The sequence below is a fragment of the Vibrio sp. 1978 genome (assembly GCF_033344345.1).
The window spans coordinates 1-18,322 of record NZ_JAWPOP010000026.1; the positions used below are offsets into that span (position 1 = coordinate 1).

The window sequence follows — 18,322 nt, forward strand, 5'->3', positions numbered from 1 at the left end:
GGAGCGACACACGAGGTTCGAACTCGTGACCTCAACCTTGGCAAGGTTGCGCTCTACCAACTGAGCTAGTGTCGCATCAACAACGTTTCCGCTGTTTAGGGCTGCGAATTATAAGAGCATTTTTTTGTGATGCAAGTCCTTCCTTCAAAAAAACTTTATTTTTTTACTGAACGACGAAAAAGCAATCAAAAGCGATATAAATTACAACAATTTGGATCGCAACCTTAACAGTTAAATCTTGAAAATAGTACCTCGATAGTACTTAAGTTCTGCGATGGACTCACGAATGTCGTCCAAGGCCAAATGTGTTCCCTGTTTTGTGAACCCATTTAGCACCTCAGGTTGCCAGCGACGTGCTAGTTCTTTAAGAGTACTAACGTCAACATATCGGTAATGGAAGAACTCTTCCAACTCAGGCATATGCTTGTATAAAAAGCGGCGATCCTGCCCAATGCTGTTACCACATATTGGCGAAGCTCCTTTCGGCACCCATTTTTCTAAAAATTCAATGGTTTGTGCGACTGCGTCTTGTTCTGAGATTTGACTGTTTCGAACGCGCTCCACCAAACCGCTTGCCGTATGCGTATTAGTGCACCAGTCGTCCATTTTCACCAGTTCTTCTTCCGGCTGATGAATCGCTAACACTGGACCTTCAGCCAAAATATTTAGTTCGCTATCTGTGACAATAGAAGCAATTTCGATGATTTTGTGCGTTTCAGGATCAAGCCCTGTCATCTCTAAATCAACCCAAATTAGGTTTTGATCGCTAAAGGACATGGTTACGCCGCCTATTTGTTTATCGATAAAAGAGGTACTATACCTCAAAATACGAGAAACACGATACTCATACACGGAGCCAAGAGTACGGCTCAACCATTTGAGTAAATTCACATAAAGTACAGAATTGTGGCAAAGAAGAAAAAGTTAACCAAAGGTCAGGTGCGACGCGTACGTAGCAACCAACAAAAGCGTTTGAAGAAGCAAGAAGATTCCATCCAGTGGGATGAAAACATGCTAGGCGCCAGCAAGCAAGGTCTCGTGATCACTCGTTTTGGTCAGCACGCGGACATTGAAGACCTTGAAACAGGCGAAATTCAACGCTGTAACCTCCGCCGTGGTATTGAGTCTCTAGTATCTGGCGATCGTGTTTTATGGCGCGAAGGATTGGAGTCTATGGCGGGCATCTCTGGTGTTGTTGAAGCGGTAGAACCTCGCTCTTCAGTGCTCACTCGTCCAGATTATTACGATGGTCTAAAACCCGTTGCAGCCAATATTGATCAAATGGTCATTGTCTCTTCGGTATTACCAGAGCTATCGCTAAATATTATTGACCGCTATCTCGTTGCATCAGAAACACTGAATATTGCGCCATTGTTGGTCTTAAATAAGGTCGACCTTCTAGAAGCCGATGACCGTGCAATGTATGAAGAATGGCTCAAAGAATATGAACGTATTGGCTATAAAGTGCTTCTGGTCAGCAAGAAGTCTGGAGAAGGCATTGCTGAACTAGAAACCCTACTGCGTGATCGAATTAATATCTTTGTTGGTCAATCAGGCGTAGGGAAATCCAGCTTAGTCAATGCGTTAATGCCGGAACTAGAGAGCGAAGTGGAAGAAGGCGAAGTCTCTGAGAACTCTGGCTTGGGCCAACACACCACGACGGCTGCACGTTTATACCACATTCCAACGGGTGGCGATTTGATCGACTCACCTGGAGTACGTGAATTTGGTCTTTGGCATTTGGAAGCAGAAGAAGTAACAAAAGCATTCGTTGAATTTCGACCATATTTAGGCGGTTGCAAGTTCCGAGATTGTAAACACAATGATGACCCAGGCTGCCTTCTACGCGAAGCTGTCGAGAACGGGGAAATTAACGAAACTCGCTTTGAAAACTATCATCGCATTTTGGAAAGCATGGTTGAAAACAAAGCAAATCGTCAGTATTCACGTAATAAAAAAGCCGATCTGTAATTGAGTTAAGGCTGTAACTGTGTAAAAAGTCTTCACCTAATACTGACAAGCAAATTAAATTTCAGTAACATCACGCGCCCTAAAGCGCGAATCTAACAGAAGTATCGGAATTAAAGATGGACAAGTTTAAAGTTGGACTGCAGTACTGGATCCCACAACACGGCCTCACTCGCCTAATGGGTAAACTGGCTTCAGCAAAAGCTGGCGGTCTAACAACAGCAGTTATTCGTTGGTTTATCAAACAATACAATGTGAATATGGATGAGGCAAAGCACTCAGATCCTAAGCATTTTAAAACGTTCAACGAGTTTTTCGTTCGTGAGCTAAAAGAAGGCGCACGCCCAATTTCTGAAGGCGAAAACGTCATCACTCATCCAGCCGACGCTTGTGTTAGCCAGTTTGGCCCTATTGAAGCTGGTCAACTTATCCAAGCAAAAGGTCATCACTTCTCAGCACAAGAATTGCTGGGCGGTGACGCGAATTTAGCGGACGAATTTAAAGATGGTTCTTTTGCCACATTGTATCTATCTCCGCGCGATTACCACCGTGTACACATGCCATGTGACGGCACTCTGCGCCAAATGATTTACGTACCAGGTGACCTGTTCTCAGTAAACCCTCTGACAGCAGAAAACGTACCGAACCTATTTGCTCGTAACGAGCGTGTGGTGTGTATCTTCGATACTGAGTTTGGTCCAATGGCACAGGTGCTTGTTGGTGCGACAATTGTTGGTAGCATTGAGCAAGTATGGGCTGGCACTATCACTCCGCCTCGTGGAAACACTGTCTACAAATGGGATTACCCAGCAGAGGGTGACAAGGCCGTGATCTTGAAAAAAGGCGAAGAGATGGGCCGCTTCAAACTGGGTTCTACTGTTATTAACCTGTTTGCCAAAGACGCGATTGAGTTTGACGCAAGCATGGAAAACGGTAAGCCAACCGTTATGGGCACACCTTACGCCTTGAAAAAATAAGTAAAACACCGTTAAAGAGCCCTTTATTAAGGGCTCTTTTTATTGATAAAAAGCAAAACTCCGTTCGAAATTTAGCCTCTATTTCTCAAACTCATACCTGCCTCTAAGACCCTCATTCCACAATCAATTATCCTGCGCTTAGAATGAATATTTAGAGGGGCAGCCAATGCCAAAGATGAGTGTAAACACGTTGGCGAAATTGCTGGTGTGCTTTTTAATTCCGCTCGGTGTTTTGATGATGCCGATTGATGCTATTCCTATTGACGATCTCACTTTAATTCAGCATCGCCTGTTGGCTATTTTTCTTCTTGCTGCCCTACTTTGGGTTCTCGAGCCGGTTCCCGTTTTTGCTACGTCCATTCTTATTATCGCTCTTGAACTGATCATGATATCGGATAAAGGTTTGCATCTATTTCGCAATCCACCAGCGGGGCATGATTTAGGAGAGTTAATTGCTTACACCGATATTTTCTCGGCCTTCTCTTCACCGATCATTATTCTTTTTATGGGTGGTTTTGCTCTTGCGATTGCGGCTTCCAAATACGAGCTCGACAACAACCTCGCCCGAGTTCTATTAAAACCATTCGGCACCCAACCTAAGTTCATCATGCTGGGCTTGATGTTAATTACCGCCGTTTTTTCAATGTTTATGTCCAATACTGCCACGACCGTGATGATGCTAGCCCTGCTTGGCCCCATCGTCGCTTCAGCACCTAAAGGGGATTTAGGCATTAAAGCACTGGTGTTGTGTATTCCAATTGCCGCGAATACAGGCGGCATTGCGACTCCGATAGGCACGCCACCTAATGCGATAGCGCTTCAATATCTCACTGGAGAAAACGCGATAGACTTCCTATCGTGGATGACAATGGGTCTACCCTTTGTGTTGGTACAACTCACTGTAGCTTGGTTCTTGTTGCAAAAGCTGTTTCCGTCTAGCGAACCAGAAATGAAACTAAAGCTAGATGGTACATTCAAAAGGAGCTGGCGTGCGATCGTCGTCTACATCACTTTTGCACTAACCATTGTGCTTTGGATGACAACGAAAGTGCATGGCATGAATACATACGTTGTCGCGATTATCCCACTAGCAGTGTTCACGTTAACGGGCATTATGGGAAAAGAAGAGCTCAAGCTGATTAACTGGGATGTTTTATGGCTGGTTGCCGGTGGTATAGCAATTGGTATTGCCTTAGACAAAACGGGCTTAGCCGAAGCATTAGCGCACGCCATTGATTACAGCCTGCTATCACCATTTGCCGTTGTTTTAGCCCTGTCAGTAGTGTGTTGGTTAATGGCGAACTTTATGTCTAATACCGCAACAGCAAACTTATTGATGCCTATTGCTGCCGCTATTGGTACATCAATGCCAAGCCTTATTGCGGTTGGTGGCCTACAAGGTTTACTGGTTGTCGTCGCCTTCTCCGCATCACTTGGCATGATCTTACCGGTTTCCACACCACCAAACTCTTTGGCTTATTCAACAGGCCTCATCGAGAGCAAAGACATGGCGAAAGTGGGGCTGATTCTTGGTTTGATTGGTCTATTTATCGTGTATGGCGCAGTTCTGGTGCTGTTTTAATCGATAAGCTCCGTGACAGAGCTTGTTGTCATGGAGCTGTTCGCCAACTATTGCCCTTGCAGAGCCGCTTTTACATCCATTAAATTTCGTGCATATTAAGACTCCTCTACTCTACAAGGACGTCGACACATCATGGGTTACGAATGGCTTGCTTTATGCGCCGCTTTTCTGTGGGCAGTTTCTAGCCTAATTTCGGTCATTCCTGCACAACACCTAGGCGCATTTTCTTACAGCCGCTGGCGTATGGGCTGCACAGCCGTGATCTTATCAACAATGGCCTGGATAACTGGCGGCTGGTTAACGGTTTCTTGGGAACATGTAACGCCAATGATGGCCTCAGGACTGATTGGTATTTTTATTGGTGATACCGCTCTATTCGCGTGTTTGAATCGTATGGGGCCAAGACAGGCCGGGTTACTATTCTCTTGCCACGCCGTGTTCTCTGCCATCTTGGGCTACTTCTTATTTAGCGAAGTCATGACCACAATAGAACTACTGGGCGCATCATTGGTATTTAGCGGCGTGGTGATGGCGATATTCTTTGGCCGAAGAGGTCAAGTGAATAACGTCTTGGAAGACATTAAAGGTAACATCTGGGTGGGTATTGGACTTGGCTTAACCGCAGCAATGTGCCAAGCATTGGGCGGCATCATCGCCAAGCCAGTAATGCAAACCAGTATTGACCCAGTTGCGGCTTCTGCTATTCGAATGATCAGTGCCTTTTTCGCCCACAGCATGTTGTTAATTCTAGGGGTCAAAGTCGCTCACTCGACGCAACACATTACTTGGCGCGTATTTGGTATTACTGCACTTAATGGTTTCTTGGCGATGGCCGTCGGCATGACGCTAATCTTATACGCACTGCAAGAAGGAAATGTAGGTATGGTTGCACTGCTATCTTCAACCACGCCAATTATGTTGCTACCACTGCTCTGGATTTACACGAAACGCCGACCAAACCGATTTGCATGGTTGGGCGCAGCCCTAGCTGTGATTGGTGCGGGCATATTGGTTCAGTAACCTTACAGACCAGCCCTTACTGCCAGATACAAAAAAGCCCGAGTTTAAACTCGGGCTTTTGTCATTCGGAGCCGTTAGTTAATCATTTAACTAGTACTTCACCCGTCATTTCTGCTGGGATTTCTAGACCAGCTAGAGAAAGCATGGTTGGTGCAAGGTCAGACAGTTTACCGCCTTCTTTGAATTCAACCGCTTTGTCACCTACATAGATTAGAGGTACTGGTAGGTTAGTGTGAGCAGTGTGGATGCCGCCAGTTTCAGGGTCGATCATCATTTCTGCGTTACCGTGGTCCGCAGTGATCAATAGTTGACCGCCAACTTCTTTGATTGCTTCAACCACTTTACCCACACTTTCATCTAGAGCTTCGATTGCTTTCTCAGCCGCTTCATAAACGCCAGTGTGACCAACCATATCTGCGTTCGGGTAGTTACAGATGATGGTATCGAACTTACCTGACTTGATAGCCGCAACCATCTTATCTGTTAGTTCTGGAGAGCTCATTTCAGGCTGCATGTCGTACGTTGCAACTTTTGGAGAAGCAACCAATTGACGCTCTTCGCCTTCAAATTCGTTCTCAACACCACCGTTGAAGAAGAAAGTCACGTGTGCGTATTTCTCTGTTTCAGAGATACGTAGCTGAGTTTGACCTTGTTTAGATAGCCACTCACCGTAAGTGTTTTCTAGAGACGCAGGTGGGAATGCGATAGCTAGAGGGATATCAGCCGCGTATTGAGTCAGCATCACAAAGTTGATTGCTGGGAATACTGCACGCTCAAAGCCGTCAAATGCAGGAACGAATGCACGAGTGATTTGACGTGCACGGTCAGCACGGTAGTTCATGAAGATAACCGCATCACCATCTTGCATGATTGCGTCTTCTTGACCTTCTGCTTTGATAGCTGTTGCTTTAACGAATTCGTCGTTTTCTTCACGAGCGTAAGCCGCTTCTAGACCTGCAACTGCCGTTTCTGCTGTGAACTCAGCTTTAGCTTGAGTTAGAAGATCGTAAGCAACTTGGACGCGATCCCAATTGTTGTCACGGTCCATTGCGTAGTAACGACCTACTAGAGAAGCAACGCGGCCTTTACCTAGTTTCGCAAATAGGTCTTGGAAACGTTGTAGTGAGTTTTCAGCACTACGTGGTGGTGTGTCACGGCCGTCTAGGAAGCAGTGTAGGTAGATTTTCTCTGCGCCACGAGCCGCTGCCATTTCAACTGCAGCGTAAATGTGGTCTTCGTGAGAGTGAACACCGCCTGGAGACATCAGGCCCATGATGTGTACTGCTTTTTCAGCTTTCACAGCAGAGTCGATTGCTTCAACTAGCGCAGGCGTTTGTTCGAACTCACCATCCGCAATTGATTTAGTTATACGAGTCAGGTCTTGGTATACAACGCGGCCTGCACCAATGTTAGTGTGACCAACTTCAGAGTTACCCATTTGACCATCAGGAAGGCCAACATCCATGCCTGAAGCAGAGATTAATGTGTGTGGGTTATTCGCAATCAGAGCATCCATTACTGGTGTTTTCGCATTCGCAATTGCGTTACTTGCTGTGTCTTCACGGTAACCGTAACCGTCAAGGATAACTAGAGCCAGTGGCTTCTTAGCTGACATAGTGATGACCTCATCAAATTTAAGTAACTTTTGGCGTAGGGCCTCGCTGCCCTATCTAACCTTGAAACAAAACTAGCGTAATTTTACTACACTTTTTAACCAAAACTGTAGGTTAAGATCAAATAATGTTTGCGATTTATTGTTGCTATCTTACAAGTTAAGCGAACAACGAGTCAGTGCCGACAATCGTGTTCCACAAGCATAGTCATTTCTAATACGCTTTGTACACCCCAGTCTAAGTTCGGTTTTCTTACGCTTCTCATTCTTATTTTTGCACTTGAAACAGCGCTAATTTAAAGCAACATCAAACAAGATGGGTTAATACCTATTGTTCTCTTTTCTCAGTAAAACAGAAGTCACTTAAACCGATAAGTCCAATAGGCAAAAGCAATCAAGCTACCAGAGCAAAATGTACGGATAGTAAGGGCATAAAGGGTTTATAGAGATCTCAATTATTCGTTAGAAAATTTTAACCCTCTCGCCTAAGAGCCGTAACCTCGCTATACTCCTGCTTTATTTTTCCGCCAACAGCGTAAGAGCTCAAGACATGCAAGAGTACATTGAATTTTTCCAACAGAACATGATTCTATCTTTGGTTTGGGTAGGTCTTCTTGTCGCCTTTATCATGAACATCGTGAAGTCAGCGACAGCCGCATACAAAGAAATCAACGTAAACCAACTGACTCATCTTATGAACCGTGAAAACGGCGTTGTAGTGGATATCCGTACCAAGGACGAGTTCAAAAAAGGTCATATCACCGACTCACTTCACATTTTACCGTCAGACATCAAAGCGGGTAACTTGGGTAGCCTTGAAAACCACAAATCAGACCCAATCATTGTGGTATGCAAGACAGGACAGACCGCTCAAGAAAGCGCAAACCTATTAGTAAAAGCTGGCTTCGAAAAAGTGAGCCTACTAAAAAATGGTTTGATTGCGTGGAACGAAGCGAACCTGCCGTTAGTTCGCGGTAAAAAGTAGGAACGTGGCAAGAACGAAAGTTCGCGTTTAAACGCGCTTTTACCAAGCCTCGCGGACAAAAAACTGAGCAAATTGAAAGCAGTTGGAGCACTAAGTTGTGACGCTTTGCACGTAATACACGCTTCATCTAGTCAAGGTAGATTGGCTCAGTTAGTCTCAGGACATACCAGTTTTCTGAGCTTAGACGTTTCTAGGCTCAACAAATATTGATTTAAGGATTAAAAAATGGCTGAAGCAGCACCTCAAGACGCACAACAAAACTTCGCAATTCAACGCATCTTCCTAAAAGACGTTTCTTTTGAAGCGCCGAACTCTCCAGTAATTTTCCAGAAAGAGTGGAACCCAGACGTTAAACTAGACCTAGACACTCAAAGCCGTGAGCTTGGTGAAGGCGTTTACGAAGTTGTTCTACGCCTAACCGTTACTGTGAAGAACGAAGAAGAGACTGCGTTCCTATGTGAAGTTCAACAAGGTGGTATCTTCACTGCTGAACAAATGGAAGCTGGTCAACTTGCACATTGCCTAGGCGCATTCTGCCCGAACATCCTATTCCCATACGCTCGTGAAACTATCTCAAGCCTAGTCGTTAAAGGTACGTTCCCTCAACTGAACCTAGCGCCAGTAAACTTTGACGCGCTATTCATGAACTACCTACAACAGCAAGCTCAACAAGGCGAAGCTGAAGCGTAATTCACGTTTTGTAAGTGACGAATAGCCACAGTGCTGACGTCACCGACTCAAATAAAATGCACAGAGCGTCTACCATCCGATGCAATGTGCATTTTTTATTTCTGACAAAAGTTCCTAGTTCCTAATCGCCAGAAGGCGTAAAATTTGACGATTAGGAACTAGATTCTACTAGTAGCAAGACAATTAGGCGGTAGCATGACACAAGCAAATACAAACAATGCTTACGGTAAAGACATCGCAATGACTGTGATTGGCGCAGGCTCATACGGCACCTCTTTGGCAATCTCACTCGCTCGTAACGGCGCGAACGTTGTCCTTTGGGGACACGAGCCAGAGCACATGGCTCGCCTAGAAGCAGACCGAGCTAACCATGCCTTCTTACCAGGTGTTGATTTCCCTGAAAGCTTGATCATTGAATCGGATTTAGAAAAAGCCGTTCAAGCAAGCCGAGATTTGTTGGTTGTGGTTCCAAGCCATGTCTTTGGCATCGTGCTAAACAGCTGTAAACCATTCTTGCGCGAAGACTCTCGCATCTGTTGGGCAACCAAAGGGCTTGAACCTGAAACGGGGCGCCTACTGAAAGACGTTGCTTATGACATTATCGGTGAAAACTACTCACTAGCAGTATTGTCTGGCCCAACGTTTGCGAAAGAGCTCGCAATGGGTATGCCGACTGCAATTTCAGTTGCGTCTCCAGATTCTGAATTTGTTGCGGATCTACAAGAAAAAATCCACTGTAGCAAAACCTTCCGCGTATATGCCAATAGTGACTTTATTGGTATGCAATTGGGCGGCGCTGTGAAAAACGTTATTGCGATTGGTGCGGGTATGTCTGATGGTATTGGTTTTGGCGCCAACGCCCGTACTGCATTAATTACTCGTGGCTTGGCTGAAATGAGTCGCCTTGGTGCTGCGCTGGGTGCACAGCCAGAAACCTTTATGGGCATGGCAGGTTTAGGCGATCTTGTCCTGACATGTACCGATAACCAATCACGTAACCGACGCTTTGGCTTGGCATTAGGCCAAGGTAAAGACGTTGATACGGCTCAAGAAGAAATTGGTCAAGTGGTTGAGGGTTACCGCAATACAAAAGAAGTATGGCTACTTTCTCAACGTATGGGTGTTGAGATGCCGATAGTTGATCAAATTTATCAAGTATTGTATCAAGGAAAAGATGCGCGCTTAGCAGCGCAAGATTTACTTGCTCGTGACAAAAAAGCCGAAGGAAAGTAGCAATCTACCGCCCTTTGCAGCTCATCTGAGAAAAATTGAAGTTGTCGGGTCACGGAAGAACCACTCTGGATATTGAGAATGAAACACTGCGAAAAACAAAAAGTCTGGAACAAAATTGTCTCAGAAGCCCGTGAAATGTCAGAACAAGAGCCTATGCTGGCGAGCTTCTATCATGCCACCATTATCAAGCATGAAAGTTTGTGTGCCGCTCTGAGTTATATTCTGGCTAATAAATTGAACACCGCTTCCATGCCAGCGATGGCTGTACGTGAAGTGGTTGAAGAAGCCTTTGCAGCTGATCCAACCATCACTGACGGCGCGGCTTGTGATATTTGTGCCACGGTCAATCGCGACCCTGCTGTTTCAATGTACTCAATGCCATTGCTGTACCTAAAAGGCTATCACGCACTGCAAGGCTACCGAGTAGCAAACTGGCTATGGAAGCAAGGTCGTCACGCTCTTGCGACTTACCTACAAAATCAGATTTCGGTAGCATGTCAGGTCGATATCCACCCTGCAGCGCGCATTGGTAGTGGCATCATGCTCGACCATGCAACAGGCATCGTGATTGGTGAAACTGCCGTGGTCGAAAACGACGTGTCTATACTGCAAGATGTCACCCTTGGTGGTACTGGTAAAGAATGCGGTGATCGTCACCCGAAAATTCGCGAGGGTGTGATGATCGGAGCTGGTGCAAAGATTCTTGGCAATATCGAAGTCGGTGAAGGCGCGAAAATCGGATCTTGCTCTGTGGTATTGCAAGCCGTGCCTCCTCACACAACGGTGGCTGGCGTGCCTGCAAAAATCGTCGGACGTCCAAAAACGGACAAACCCTCTCTCGATATGGATCAAGGCTTTAACGGCAAGTCGCAAAGCTTTATCCATGGAGATGGTATTTAATCGTCAACAAACCTTTTTGACAACAACGTGGTAGGTAACTCTCAAGTGCGAAAACAAAATCACCCTGTTCTACGCTCGGCTATTTTATTAACTTGTGCTTTATCTGCCACTTATCCCATTACCTCCTCTGCTGTGAGTCAGCAAGAGCTCAAAGGCGTATCCAGTGAAATAAGCCGTCAGCGCAAATCGCTCTCTTCCCAAGAAAAGCAGCTCAATGAGTTACAGAAATCACTAAAAGATCAAGAGCTTGGTATTTCTAAGCTTGAGCGTGAAATACGACAAACCAAGTCTAACCTCGCACAAGCAGACAAAAACATAGAAAACCTGGAAGAGAAAATTGCCTTGCAAGAAGCACAGCGTCAAGAGCAAGAAGAAGAACTCAAACAGCTGCTGCAAACGTATTACGTAACCGAGCGAGCGAAGGCCAATGGTCACTTGTTAAATCAAGGTGTGGAAGAAGACCGCATGAGCCAATACTTCCAGCATTTAGCTAAAGCACGTGCTGAAGTGATTGATGCGATCACCAAAATAACCCAAGAATTAGCGCACAACAAAAACCAGCTCGAGCTAGAAAAAGAGCAAATCGAGACTCTGCTCAAGCAGCAATCCGAAAAACGTACAGCGCTAGCGAGTACACAATCCAAGCGTAAGCAAACCCTGAATAAAATTCAGAGCAGTATCAAGAATGACAAACGCTACTTAGCCGAGCTGCAACGCAACGAAACCCGTTTAAAAGCAGAGATCGCCAAAGCAGCGAAGCGTAATGCGGTGCCAATGGACGGACTCGGCAAACAGCGCGGTAAGTTGCCTTGGCCACTCAAAGGCAGTGTGTTACACAACTTTGGTACGCGACAAACCGGGCAGGTAAACTGGAAGGGCATGGTGCTGTCTGCCAACTATGGTCAACAAGTGAAAGCCGTTTATCCCGGAACTGTCGTATTTGCGGAGTATCTGCGCGGATACGGTTTAGTGGTATTGCTCGACCACGGCAAAGGTGACATGACCCTCTATGGTTACAACCAAGCCTTAACTAAAAAAGAAGGCGACCGAGTCACCGCCGGCGAAGTGATTGCTCTCGCGGGTGATACGGGCGGTCAAGACAGGCCATCGCTGTACTTCGAAATTCGTCGTAATAGTGAAGCGCAGAATCCGAAATCTTGGTTAAAGCGCTGATTATCTGACTTATTGACTTGTCATAAAAAAGGAGCCACTCGGCTCCTTTGTTGTATTCATGTTTTGGAAAATGCTATGCGTAGTAGGTTTCTACCGCATCAATAAAAGCATTCACATCATCTTTGCTTAACGCGTTGATTCCTGCCGCCGCCTCTCGCCCCCCACCTGTCGGGAACTGACCACACACGGCAACGGCACCTTGTTTATTGTTTAATGGGGCACGGAGTGAAACCGTATAAGTCCCATCTGAATTTTCAGTAAGTACCGCATGCGCAGAGTCAGGGGTTTGGTTTGCTAGCCAGTTGCCATAAACACCACTGATTCGGCGTGATGCCGCCGTGTTTGGTAACTCAAACAACTTCAGCTTACCGCTCTCATGCATGGCAGGCACTGCGAGAGCCGCCTCCATGTCTTGTTGGTAAGCCGATTGCAATTGGTAGTATGGCGAGGCCGTATCTTCAATAGCTTCAAATGGTGACGTGTACTTCAGCAAAGCTCGGTACAGCTCCGCAGGGTGAAAGTGTAAATCTTCGACCTTCGTTCCGTAGCCGTTGTAGTTAATTAAAGTACCCAGCTCTTTTAGCTGCTCTTTCTGTTGCTGCGACAAGCCCGCGTTATTCGCTAGCTCATCGGCTTTAGCAATCATGTTATCGCCATAAGCCGCCGTAATCGCCCAGTCATGAAAACGCCCATCAAGCAACTTATCGACAATCAACGCCGTGCACATGTTGGCATCGAGATCGATGTGCACATCCAAATTACCATGCTGAGGAATGTCGCCCGCTTTGTGATGATCGGCGTAAAAGACGTGCGCGCCTTGAGCCAAAGCTTGCTCTAGACCTGCCATGTTCTTTTCCATCGAAATGTCTAACACAGTCAGCTCATCACCCGCTTGCACGTCTACTTTTTCCACCAGCTTGATGTCGCGCTTTACACCGGTTATTAACTGGGCATCGACAGGCTCAGCCAAACGCAATTGTAGAAGAGCAATGATGCCATCAGCATCACCATTAAAAATGTCGTAATTCATGGGGCGATAGTTCCTTTATCGAGAATCTTATCCCTGCAAGGGTTTTTAGCGTATGGGACTATTGTGCGTGGCATATTTGACAAGTCAACTCGAGCCACGACTCGAAAATGAGAGTGACTCTCGAAATATTAAGCAGTTTGACGTTTAACTGTGTAGATTGCTAACCGCATCTTCTAATAACAGTAGCTGCTCTAAGCCCTGCTCAGTTGCTAATGGCTTAACGACATTAAGCATCTGCAACATCCCTTGCTTCACCATTTGCTCGGTAATGTTGGTTTTTGAAGCCATCGCGGATTGATACGCCAACCAACTACACGCAATCAAGTGCAACGTACATACCAATGACTTCAACTGTTGTTGATCGACATTCAACAGCTTCATCGTTACGAACTCTTGCATAATAGCAATGAGGTTCGCTTGCAGCTTCTCTTGCACATCGATGTACTGTTCGTGTAGCTGTTCATCTCGTGACAAGATTTCTGGTAAGTTTGCGTAGAAAAAGCGGTATTTCCACATCAAGGTAAAAATAGAGTCTAGGTAGCTCTTCAGCATAGTCAGGCTCTCTTGCGAACCTTGAATAGGGGTAAATCTTTCTAAAAGTTCTGCTGAATAAAGCGCAAAGATCTCGCGAACGATTTCTTGCTTATTGCGGAAATGGTAATACAGGTTACCAGGGCTAATTTCGATGTGATCGGCAATGTGATTGGTGGTGATGTTGCGCTCACCATGTTGGTTGAACAACTCCAGTGCCGCGTAGACGATTTTGTCGCGCGTTTTCATTGTTATCGTGTTCCCTCTTCATTAACGAATCGAGTATAGCGACTTCACCAACCTAGGTCGATAGAGGCTCCAAATCCGGTAACATAACAGACCAGTTAAGATGCCAGTTGAGTTGGCGACAAGGTCTAACCAAGAAGTTTGTCGCCCTACATACCCTTGCAACCACTCAATAACGGCGCTGAATAGCAAAATACTAATCGCCACCGCCCAACGTTGACGCCAACACCACACGCAAAAACAACCTAAAAACGCAAAGCCGCTGTACGCCATAGCGTGCTGCATTTTGTCGAGATACGCGATATTGCCCCAGTCTTGCAGTTCACCTGAACTCAGAGATAAAAAAGCGATCAGTATGGCGTAGCTAAAGATGACGAAACGCGCAGCCGTCAGGTTCATTGGACGTCCTTATGCAATTGGAAATGGAAAGGCCGTCACTTGATCAATGTGGTCACAGCCTAGCGCCAGCATGATCAAACGATCGATACCCAACGCGACCCCTGCACAATCTGGCAACCCTGCTTCCAGTGCAGAGATCAGATGATAATCGATCGGCTGTGGTTTTAAACCCATTTCGATACGCTTTGCGTTATCTTGTTCAAAGCGCGCTAATTGCTCTTTCGGGTTATCCAGTTCATGAAATCCGTTCGCCAGCTCTATCCCCTTAAAGTACACTTCAAAACGATCCGCGACGCGATGATCTTGAGGATTGATTTTCGCAAGCGCCGCCTGTGATGCAGGGAAGTCGTACACAAAAGCCGGCACGTCCTGACCAATTTTGTTTTCTACTCCCACGCTAAATAGTAGTTGCAGCAGCGTATCGCGATCTTCTTCTGGCTCAGCAATGTCACTCAAACCCAGCTTGCTTGCCGCCGCTTTCAGCTCAGTCATCGAGCCTTCCAGTGGACACACACCCAACACATCAATGAAGGCTTGCTGATACGTCATGCGCTGCGCTGCGCCACACTTCAATACCAGCTGCAACAGGTCATCCATTTCATCCATCAATTTATGATGGTCAAAGCCAACGCGATACCACTCCAACATCATAAACTCAGGATTGTGGTAGCGACCATTCTCTTCATTACGAAATGCTTTGTTGATTTGATAAATACAACCGCTACCCGCAGCCAAAAGGCGCTTCATATGGAATTCTGGGCTTGTCATAAAAAACAGCTTACTGCCATCGGCATAGCCTGGGCCAACAAACTCGGTTTGGAAAGTATGCAAATGAATGTCAGTCACGGTTGCGTGACTCATGGCTGGCGTATCGACTTCCATCACCTGTCGGTCAGCGAAGAATTGTCGAATCGACGCGATTAACGTCGCACGTTGACGAAGTTGGTCAATGGAAGCAGTAGGTTGCCAGTTGGTTTGCATAACAAGTCTCTCAAACTTTAATTCAGCGAGGAAAGTCTCATTCTACATGCTTTTTACTCTTCAAGAAGAGAGGAATATCCCTTCTTCTTTTTACTAATGTGCTCGCCAATTTGAGGCAAGCATTACTCGTGCCGCAGAACAAAAAACACTCAGTTAAAATCCTATTATCCATGCGGTTAATGTCACGCAACACGGGTTTAACATCCCTAATGTTAATGCTTGAGGACCAAAACCTCGATGCCGTGATAGCAGTCACATAACCTATAAATTCTATGCCCTTAAGTGCATTACCGAAGCAAAAACCCAATTACATCAATTTTTCTGCCATGTGGCTCATCTACACTAACCCTACTACTTTTGGGGAGTTCTTTTTAAGGAGCGCCTCGTAATGACAATAACAAGCGGATTTCCGCAATCACACACTGGAGGATAACTGTGCAAATTATCACCACAGATATCGCAGTCATCGGCGCAGGCGGCGCTGGTCTTCGTACTGCTATTGCAGCGGCTGAAGCAAACCCAGACTTAGAAGTCGCTCTGATTTCTAAAGTTTATCCAATGCGCTCCCACACGGTCGCTGCAGAGGGTGGCTCAGCAGCAGTTATCAAGGATGAAGATAGCTTAGACAACCACTTCAACGACACTGTTGGCGGTGGTGACTGGCTATGTGAACAGGATGTTGTTGAATACTTTGTAGAGAACGCGACTCGCGAAATGATCCAAATGGAGCAATGGGGTTGCCCATGGAGTCGTAAAGAGAACGGTGAAGTCAACGTACGCCGCTTTGGTGGAATGAAGGTTGAACGTACTTGGTTCGCTGCAGACAAAACTGGCTTCCACATGCTTCATACGCTATTCCAGACATCAATGAAGTACAGCAACATCAAACGTTTTGATGAGTACTTTGTGGTGGATCTGCTTGTTGATGAAGGCGAAGTTCAAGGTCTGATTGCTATTCACATGTCTGAAGGCGAGCTTGTTACTATCAAAGCAAAATCTGTTGTTCTAGCAACAGGTGGCGCGGGCCGTGTTTACCACTGTAACACCAACGGCGGTATCGTAACGGGCGATGGTATGGCAATGGCTTACCGTCACGGCGTTCCTCTACGTGATATGGAATTCGTTCAATACCACCCAACAGGTCTTCCTGGTACAGGTATCCTGATGACGGAAGGTTGTCGTGGTGAAGGCGGTATCATCGTTAACAAGAATGGCTACCGTTACCTACAAGATTACGGTATGGGCCCTGAAACTCCAGTTGGCCAACCGAAGAACAAATACATGGAACTGGGTCCTCGTGACAAAGTTTCTCAAGCTTTCTGGCACGAACAACAGAAAGGCAACACCATCAAACACCCACTGGGTGACGTGGTGCACCTAGACCTTCGCCACCTTGGTGAAGAGTACCTACAAGAACGTCTGCCGTTCATCTGTGAGCTAGCAAAAGCTTATGTAAACGTGGACCCTGCCAAAGAGCCAATTCCAATTCGTCCAACCGTTCACTACACCATGGGTGGTATTGAAACGGACGGCGGTTGTGAAACTCGCATTAAAGGCCTATTCGCGGTAGGTGAATGTGCATCTGTTGGCCTTCACGGTGCGAACCGTCTAGGGTCTAACTCACTGGCTGAATTCGTGGTATTTGGCCGCGTAGCGGGTGAAAACGCAGTGAAACGCGCGGCAGAATTCAAAGGCTGGAACGACGCGGCAATTGACGCACAAGTAAAAGCAGCTGAAGAACGCATCGCGAAACTGATGAACCAAGAAGGCGACGAAAACTGGGCAGAGATCCGCACGGAAATGGGTCACACCATGGAAGCGGGTTGTGGTATCTACCGCCAAGAAGATTTGATGCAAGCGACTATCGACAAAATCACTGAGTTGAAAGAACGCTACAAACGCATCAGCATCAAAGACAAAGGTAAAGTGTTCAACACAGACCTTCTATACGCAATCGAAGTGGGTTACGGCCTAGAAGTCGCAGAAGCGATGGTTCACTCTGCGATTCTACGTAAAGAATCTCGCGGTGCGCACCAACGTCTAGACGACGGTTGTACAGAACGTGATGACGTGAACTTCCTAAAACACTCACTTGCGTTCTACAAGCCAGAGTCAGCACCAAGTATCGATTACAGCAATGTGACCATCACTAAGTCACAACCAAAAGCTCGTCTATACGGTGAAGCAGCAGAAAAAGCCGCGGCTGAAGAGAAGAACGCAGAGGAGCAAGCATAATGTCAGCAAATCGCATTCAAAAAGTAGACATCCTGCGTTACGACCCAGAAAAAGATGCAGAACCATACAAGCAAACATTCGAAGTCCCATTCGATGAAACCATGTCTGTACTTGACGCACTTGGTTACATCAAAGACCACCTAGACAAAGATCTGTCTTACCGTTGGTCTTGCCGTATGGCGATCTGTGGCTCTTGCGGCATCATGGTGAACAACGTACCGAAACTTGCTTGTAAGAGCTTCCTACGTGACTACCCAGACGGTGTGACTATCGAGCCTCTAGCGAACTTCCCAATCGAGAAAGACTTGATTGTTGATATGACGCCATTCATCGAGCGCCTAGAAGCAATCAAACCATACATCATTGGTAACGATCGTAAACCAGAAGACGGTACGAACTTGCAAACGCCAGAACAGATGGCGAAATACAAGCAGTTCGCTGGCTGTATCAACTGTGGTCTGTGCTATGCAGCATGTCCTCAGTTTGGTCTTAACCCAGAGTTCATCGGTCCTGCTGCACTAACGCTAGCCCACCGCTACAACCTAGACAGCCGTGACAACGGTAAAGATGAGCGCATGAAGCTTATCAACGGTGAAAACGGTGCTTGGGGTTGTACGTTTGTTGGTTACTGTTCTGAAGTTTGTCCGAAGAACGTTGACCCAGCAGCGGCAGTAAACCAAGGCAAAGTGGAGTCTTCTATGGACTTCGTGATTGCTATGTTGAAACCTGATGGTTCACCAAAGAAAGTGGAGGCATAAGG

The 18,322-nt window shown here is 46.3% G+C and carries 17 protein-coding genes and 1 tRNA gene; 11 read left to right on the forward strand and 7 right to left on the reverse strand.

Annotated features, from left to right (window positions below; genetic code table 11):
* Window positions 1–2: 2 nt before the first annotated feature.
* Together R8N49_RS19920 and orn are read right to left on the reverse strand one after the other, a co-directional pair.
* Window positions 3–75: transfer RNA gene (locus R8N49_RS19920), tRNA-Gly, on the reverse strand.
* Between the two features lie 156 nt (window positions 76–231).
* Entirely contained in the window at window positions 232–777 is a 546-nt protein-coding gene (gene orn / locus R8N49_RS19925) for an oligoribonuclease (RefSeq protein WP_005381461.1), read from the reverse strand.
* A gap of 129 nt (window positions 778–906) precedes the next feature.
* Between orn and rsgA the strand changes: the two genes are divergently transcribed.
* The 4 genes from rsgA (at window position 907) to R8N49_RS19945 (ending at window position 5,547) form a co-directional block, all read left to right on the forward strand.
* Window positions 907–1,971: a small ribosomal subunit biogenesis GTPase RsgA gene (rsgA, locus tag R8N49_RS19930; protein WP_005386419.1), complete on the forward strand. Its 1,065-nt coding sequence runs from the start codon at window positions 907–909 to the stop codon at window positions 1,969–1,971.
* Window positions 1,972–2,087: 116 nt separating this feature from the next.
* A complete protein-coding gene (gene asd, locus R8N49_RS19935) occupies window positions 2,088–2,945 on the forward strand; it encodes an archaetidylserine decarboxylase (RefSeq protein ID WP_186584609.1) in 858 nt (285 codons plus the stop codon).
* Between the two features lie 166 nt (window positions 2,946–3,111).
* Complete coding sequence (locus tag R8N49_RS19940) at window positions 3,112–4,527, forward strand: SLC13 family permease (RefSeq protein WP_017635572.1); 1,416 nt, start codon at window positions 3,112–3,114, stop codon at window positions 4,525–4,527.
* A 132-nt stretch (window positions 4,528–4,659) separates the two neighbouring features.
* The gene (locus R8N49_RS19945) at window positions 4,660–5,547 is read left to right on the forward strand and encodes a DMT family transporter (RefSeq protein ID WP_186584608.1); all 888 of its coding nucleotides are present in this window, start codon (window positions 4,660–4,662) and stop codon (window positions 5,545–5,547) included.
* An 82-nt stretch (window positions 5,548–5,629) separates the two neighbouring features.
* Here R8N49_RS19945 and gpmM read toward each other — a convergent pair whose 3' ends face one another.
* A complete protein-coding gene (gpmM, locus tag R8N49_RS19950; RefSeq protein ID WP_005381471.1) occupies window positions 5,630–7,162 on the reverse strand; it encodes a 2,3-bisphosphoglycerate-independent phosphoglycerate mutase in 1,533 nt (510 codons plus the stop codon).
* Between the two features lie 547 nt (window positions 7,163–7,709).
* Here gpmM and R8N49_RS19955 point away from each other — a divergent pair.
* From R8N49_RS19955 to R8N49_RS19975, 5 genes are all read left to right on the forward strand, one after another.
* Window positions 7,710–8,144: a rhodanese-like domain-containing protein gene (locus R8N49_RS19955; RefSeq protein ID WP_005381472.1), complete on the forward strand. Its 435-nt coding sequence runs from the start codon at window positions 7,710–7,712 to the stop codon at window positions 8,142–8,144.
* Window positions 8,145–8,369: 225 nt separating this feature from the next.
* Complete coding sequence (secB, locus tag R8N49_RS19960; protein ID WP_005386410.1) at window positions 8,370–8,834, forward strand: protein-export chaperone SecB; 465 nt, start codon at window positions 8,370–8,372, stop codon at window positions 8,832–8,834.
* A gap of 195 nt (window positions 8,835–9,029) precedes the next feature.
* Window positions 9,030–10,067 carry an NAD(P)H-dependent glycerol-3-phosphate dehydrogenase gene (gene gpsA / locus R8N49_RS19965; RefSeq protein ID WP_005381474.1) on the forward strand — a complete coding sequence of 346 codons (1,038 nt, stop codon included), beginning with the start codon at window positions 9,030–9,032 and terminating at the stop codon, window positions 10,065–10,067.
* A gap of 78 nt (window positions 10,068–10,145) precedes the next feature.
* Complete coding sequence (gene cysE, locus R8N49_RS19970) at window positions 10,146–10,967, forward strand: serine O-acetyltransferase (protein WP_005381475.1); 822 nt, start codon at window positions 10,146–10,148, stop codon at window positions 10,965–10,967.
* Between the two features lie 27 nt (window positions 10,968–10,994).
* Entirely contained in the window at window positions 10,995–12,140 is a 1,146-nt protein-coding gene (locus R8N49_RS19975; RefSeq protein ID WP_005381476.1) for a murein hydrolase activator EnvC family protein, read from the forward strand.
* A gap of 73 nt (window positions 12,141–12,213) precedes the next feature.
* On the opposite strand, the gene R8N49_RS19980 is transcribed toward R8N49_RS19975, so the two are convergent.
* The 4 genes from R8N49_RS19980 to epmA all read right to left on the reverse strand — a co-directional run bounded on the left by R8N49_RS19980 (window position 12,214) and on the right by epmA (window position 15,327).
* Window positions 12,214–13,170 carry a DHH family phosphoesterase gene (locus R8N49_RS19980; RefSeq protein WP_258489328.1) on the reverse strand — a complete coding sequence of 319 codons (957 nt, stop codon included), beginning with the start codon at window positions 13,168–13,170 and terminating at the stop codon, window positions 12,214–12,216.
* A gap of 144 nt (window positions 13,171–13,314) precedes the next feature.
* Window positions 13,315–13,950: a TetR/AcrR family transcriptional regulator gene (locus R8N49_RS19985; protein ID WP_005381480.1), complete on the reverse strand. Its 636-nt coding sequence runs from the start codon at window positions 13,948–13,950 to the stop codon at window positions 13,315–13,317.
* Between the two features lie 21 nt (window positions 13,951–13,971).
* On the reverse strand, window positions 13,972–14,346 hold the full coding sequence (locus R8N49_RS19990; RefSeq protein ID WP_104975658.1) for a VanZ family protein: 375 nt from the start codon (window positions 14,344–14,346) through the stop codon (window positions 13,972–13,974).
* Window positions 14,347–14,355: 9 nt separating this feature from the next.
* Window positions 14,356–15,327, reverse strand: a complete 972-nt coding sequence (epmA, locus tag R8N49_RS19995) for an elongation factor P--(R)-beta-lysine ligase (RefSeq protein ID WP_104975659.1) — start codon at window positions 15,325–15,327, stop codon at window positions 14,356–14,358.
* Between the two features lie 435 nt (window positions 15,328–15,762).
* Between epmA and frdA the strand changes: the two genes are divergently transcribed.
* Complete coding sequence (gene frdA / locus R8N49_RS20000) at window positions 15,763–17,562, forward strand: fumarate reductase (quinol) flavoprotein subunit (protein WP_104975660.1); 1,800 nt, start codon at window positions 15,763–15,765, stop codon at window positions 17,560–17,562.
* The gene (locus R8N49_RS20005; RefSeq protein WP_005381489.1) at window positions 17,562–18,320 is read left to right on the forward strand and encodes a succinate dehydrogenase/fumarate reductase iron-sulfur subunit; all 759 of its coding nucleotides are present in this window, start codon (window positions 17,562–17,564) and stop codon (window positions 18,318–18,320) included. Before frdA ends, R8N49_RS20005 begins: the two co-directional genes overlap by 1 nt.
* The last annotated feature ends 2 nt before the right edge of the window (window positions 18,321–18,322 follow it).

Coding starts and splice junctions, on each gene's coding strand:
- gpmM (WP_005381471.1), bottom strand. CDS start 7,162: ATGTCAGCTAAGAAGCCACTGGCTCTAGTTATCCTTGACGGTTACGGT.
- R8N49_RS19940 (WP_017635572.1), top strand. CDS start 3,112: ATGCCAAAGATGAGTGTAAACACGTTGGCGAAATTGCTGGTGTGCTTT.
- asd (WP_186584609.1), top strand. CDS start 2,088: ATGGACAAGTTTAAAGTTGGACTGCAGTACTGGATCCCACAACACGGC.
- R8N49_RS19945 (WP_186584608.1), top strand. CDS start 4,660: ATGGGTTACGAATGGCTTGCTTTATGCGCCGCTTTTCTGTGGGCAGTT.
- orn (WP_005381461.1), bottom strand. CDS start 777: ATGTCCTTTAGCGATCAAAACCTAATTTGGGTTGATTTAGAGATGACA.
- R8N49_RS19980 (WP_258489328.1), bottom strand. CDS start 13,170: ATGAATTACGACATTTTTAATGGTGATGCTGATGGCATCATTGCTCTT.
- gpsA (WP_005381474.1), top strand. CDS start 9,030: ATGACACAAGCAAATACAAACAATGCTTACGGTAAAGACATCGCAATG.
- R8N49_RS20005 (WP_005381489.1), top strand. CDS start 17,562: ATGTCAGCAAATCGCATTCAAAAAGTAGACATCCTGCGTTACGACCCA.
- R8N49_RS19990 (WP_104975658.1), bottom strand. CDS start 14,346: ATGAACCTGACGGCTGCGCGTTTCGTCATCTTTAGCTACGCCATACTG.
- R8N49_RS19985 (WP_005381480.1), bottom strand. CDS start 13,950: ATGAAAACGCGCGACAAAATCGTCTACGCGGCACTGGAGTTGTTCAAC.
- secB (WP_005386410.1), top strand. CDS start 8,370: ATGGCTGAAGCAGCACCTCAAGACGCACAACAAAACTTCGCAATTCAA.
- R8N49_RS19955 (WP_005381472.1), top strand. CDS start 7,710: ATGCAAGAGTACATTGAATTTTTCCAACAGAACATGATTCTATCTTTG.
- cysE (WP_005381475.1), top strand. CDS start 10,146: ATGAAACACTGCGAAAAACAAAAAGTCTGGAACAAAATTGTCTCAGAA.
- epmA (WP_104975659.1), bottom strand. CDS start 15,327: ATGCAAACCAACTGGCAACCTACTGCTTCCATTGACCAACTTCGTCAA.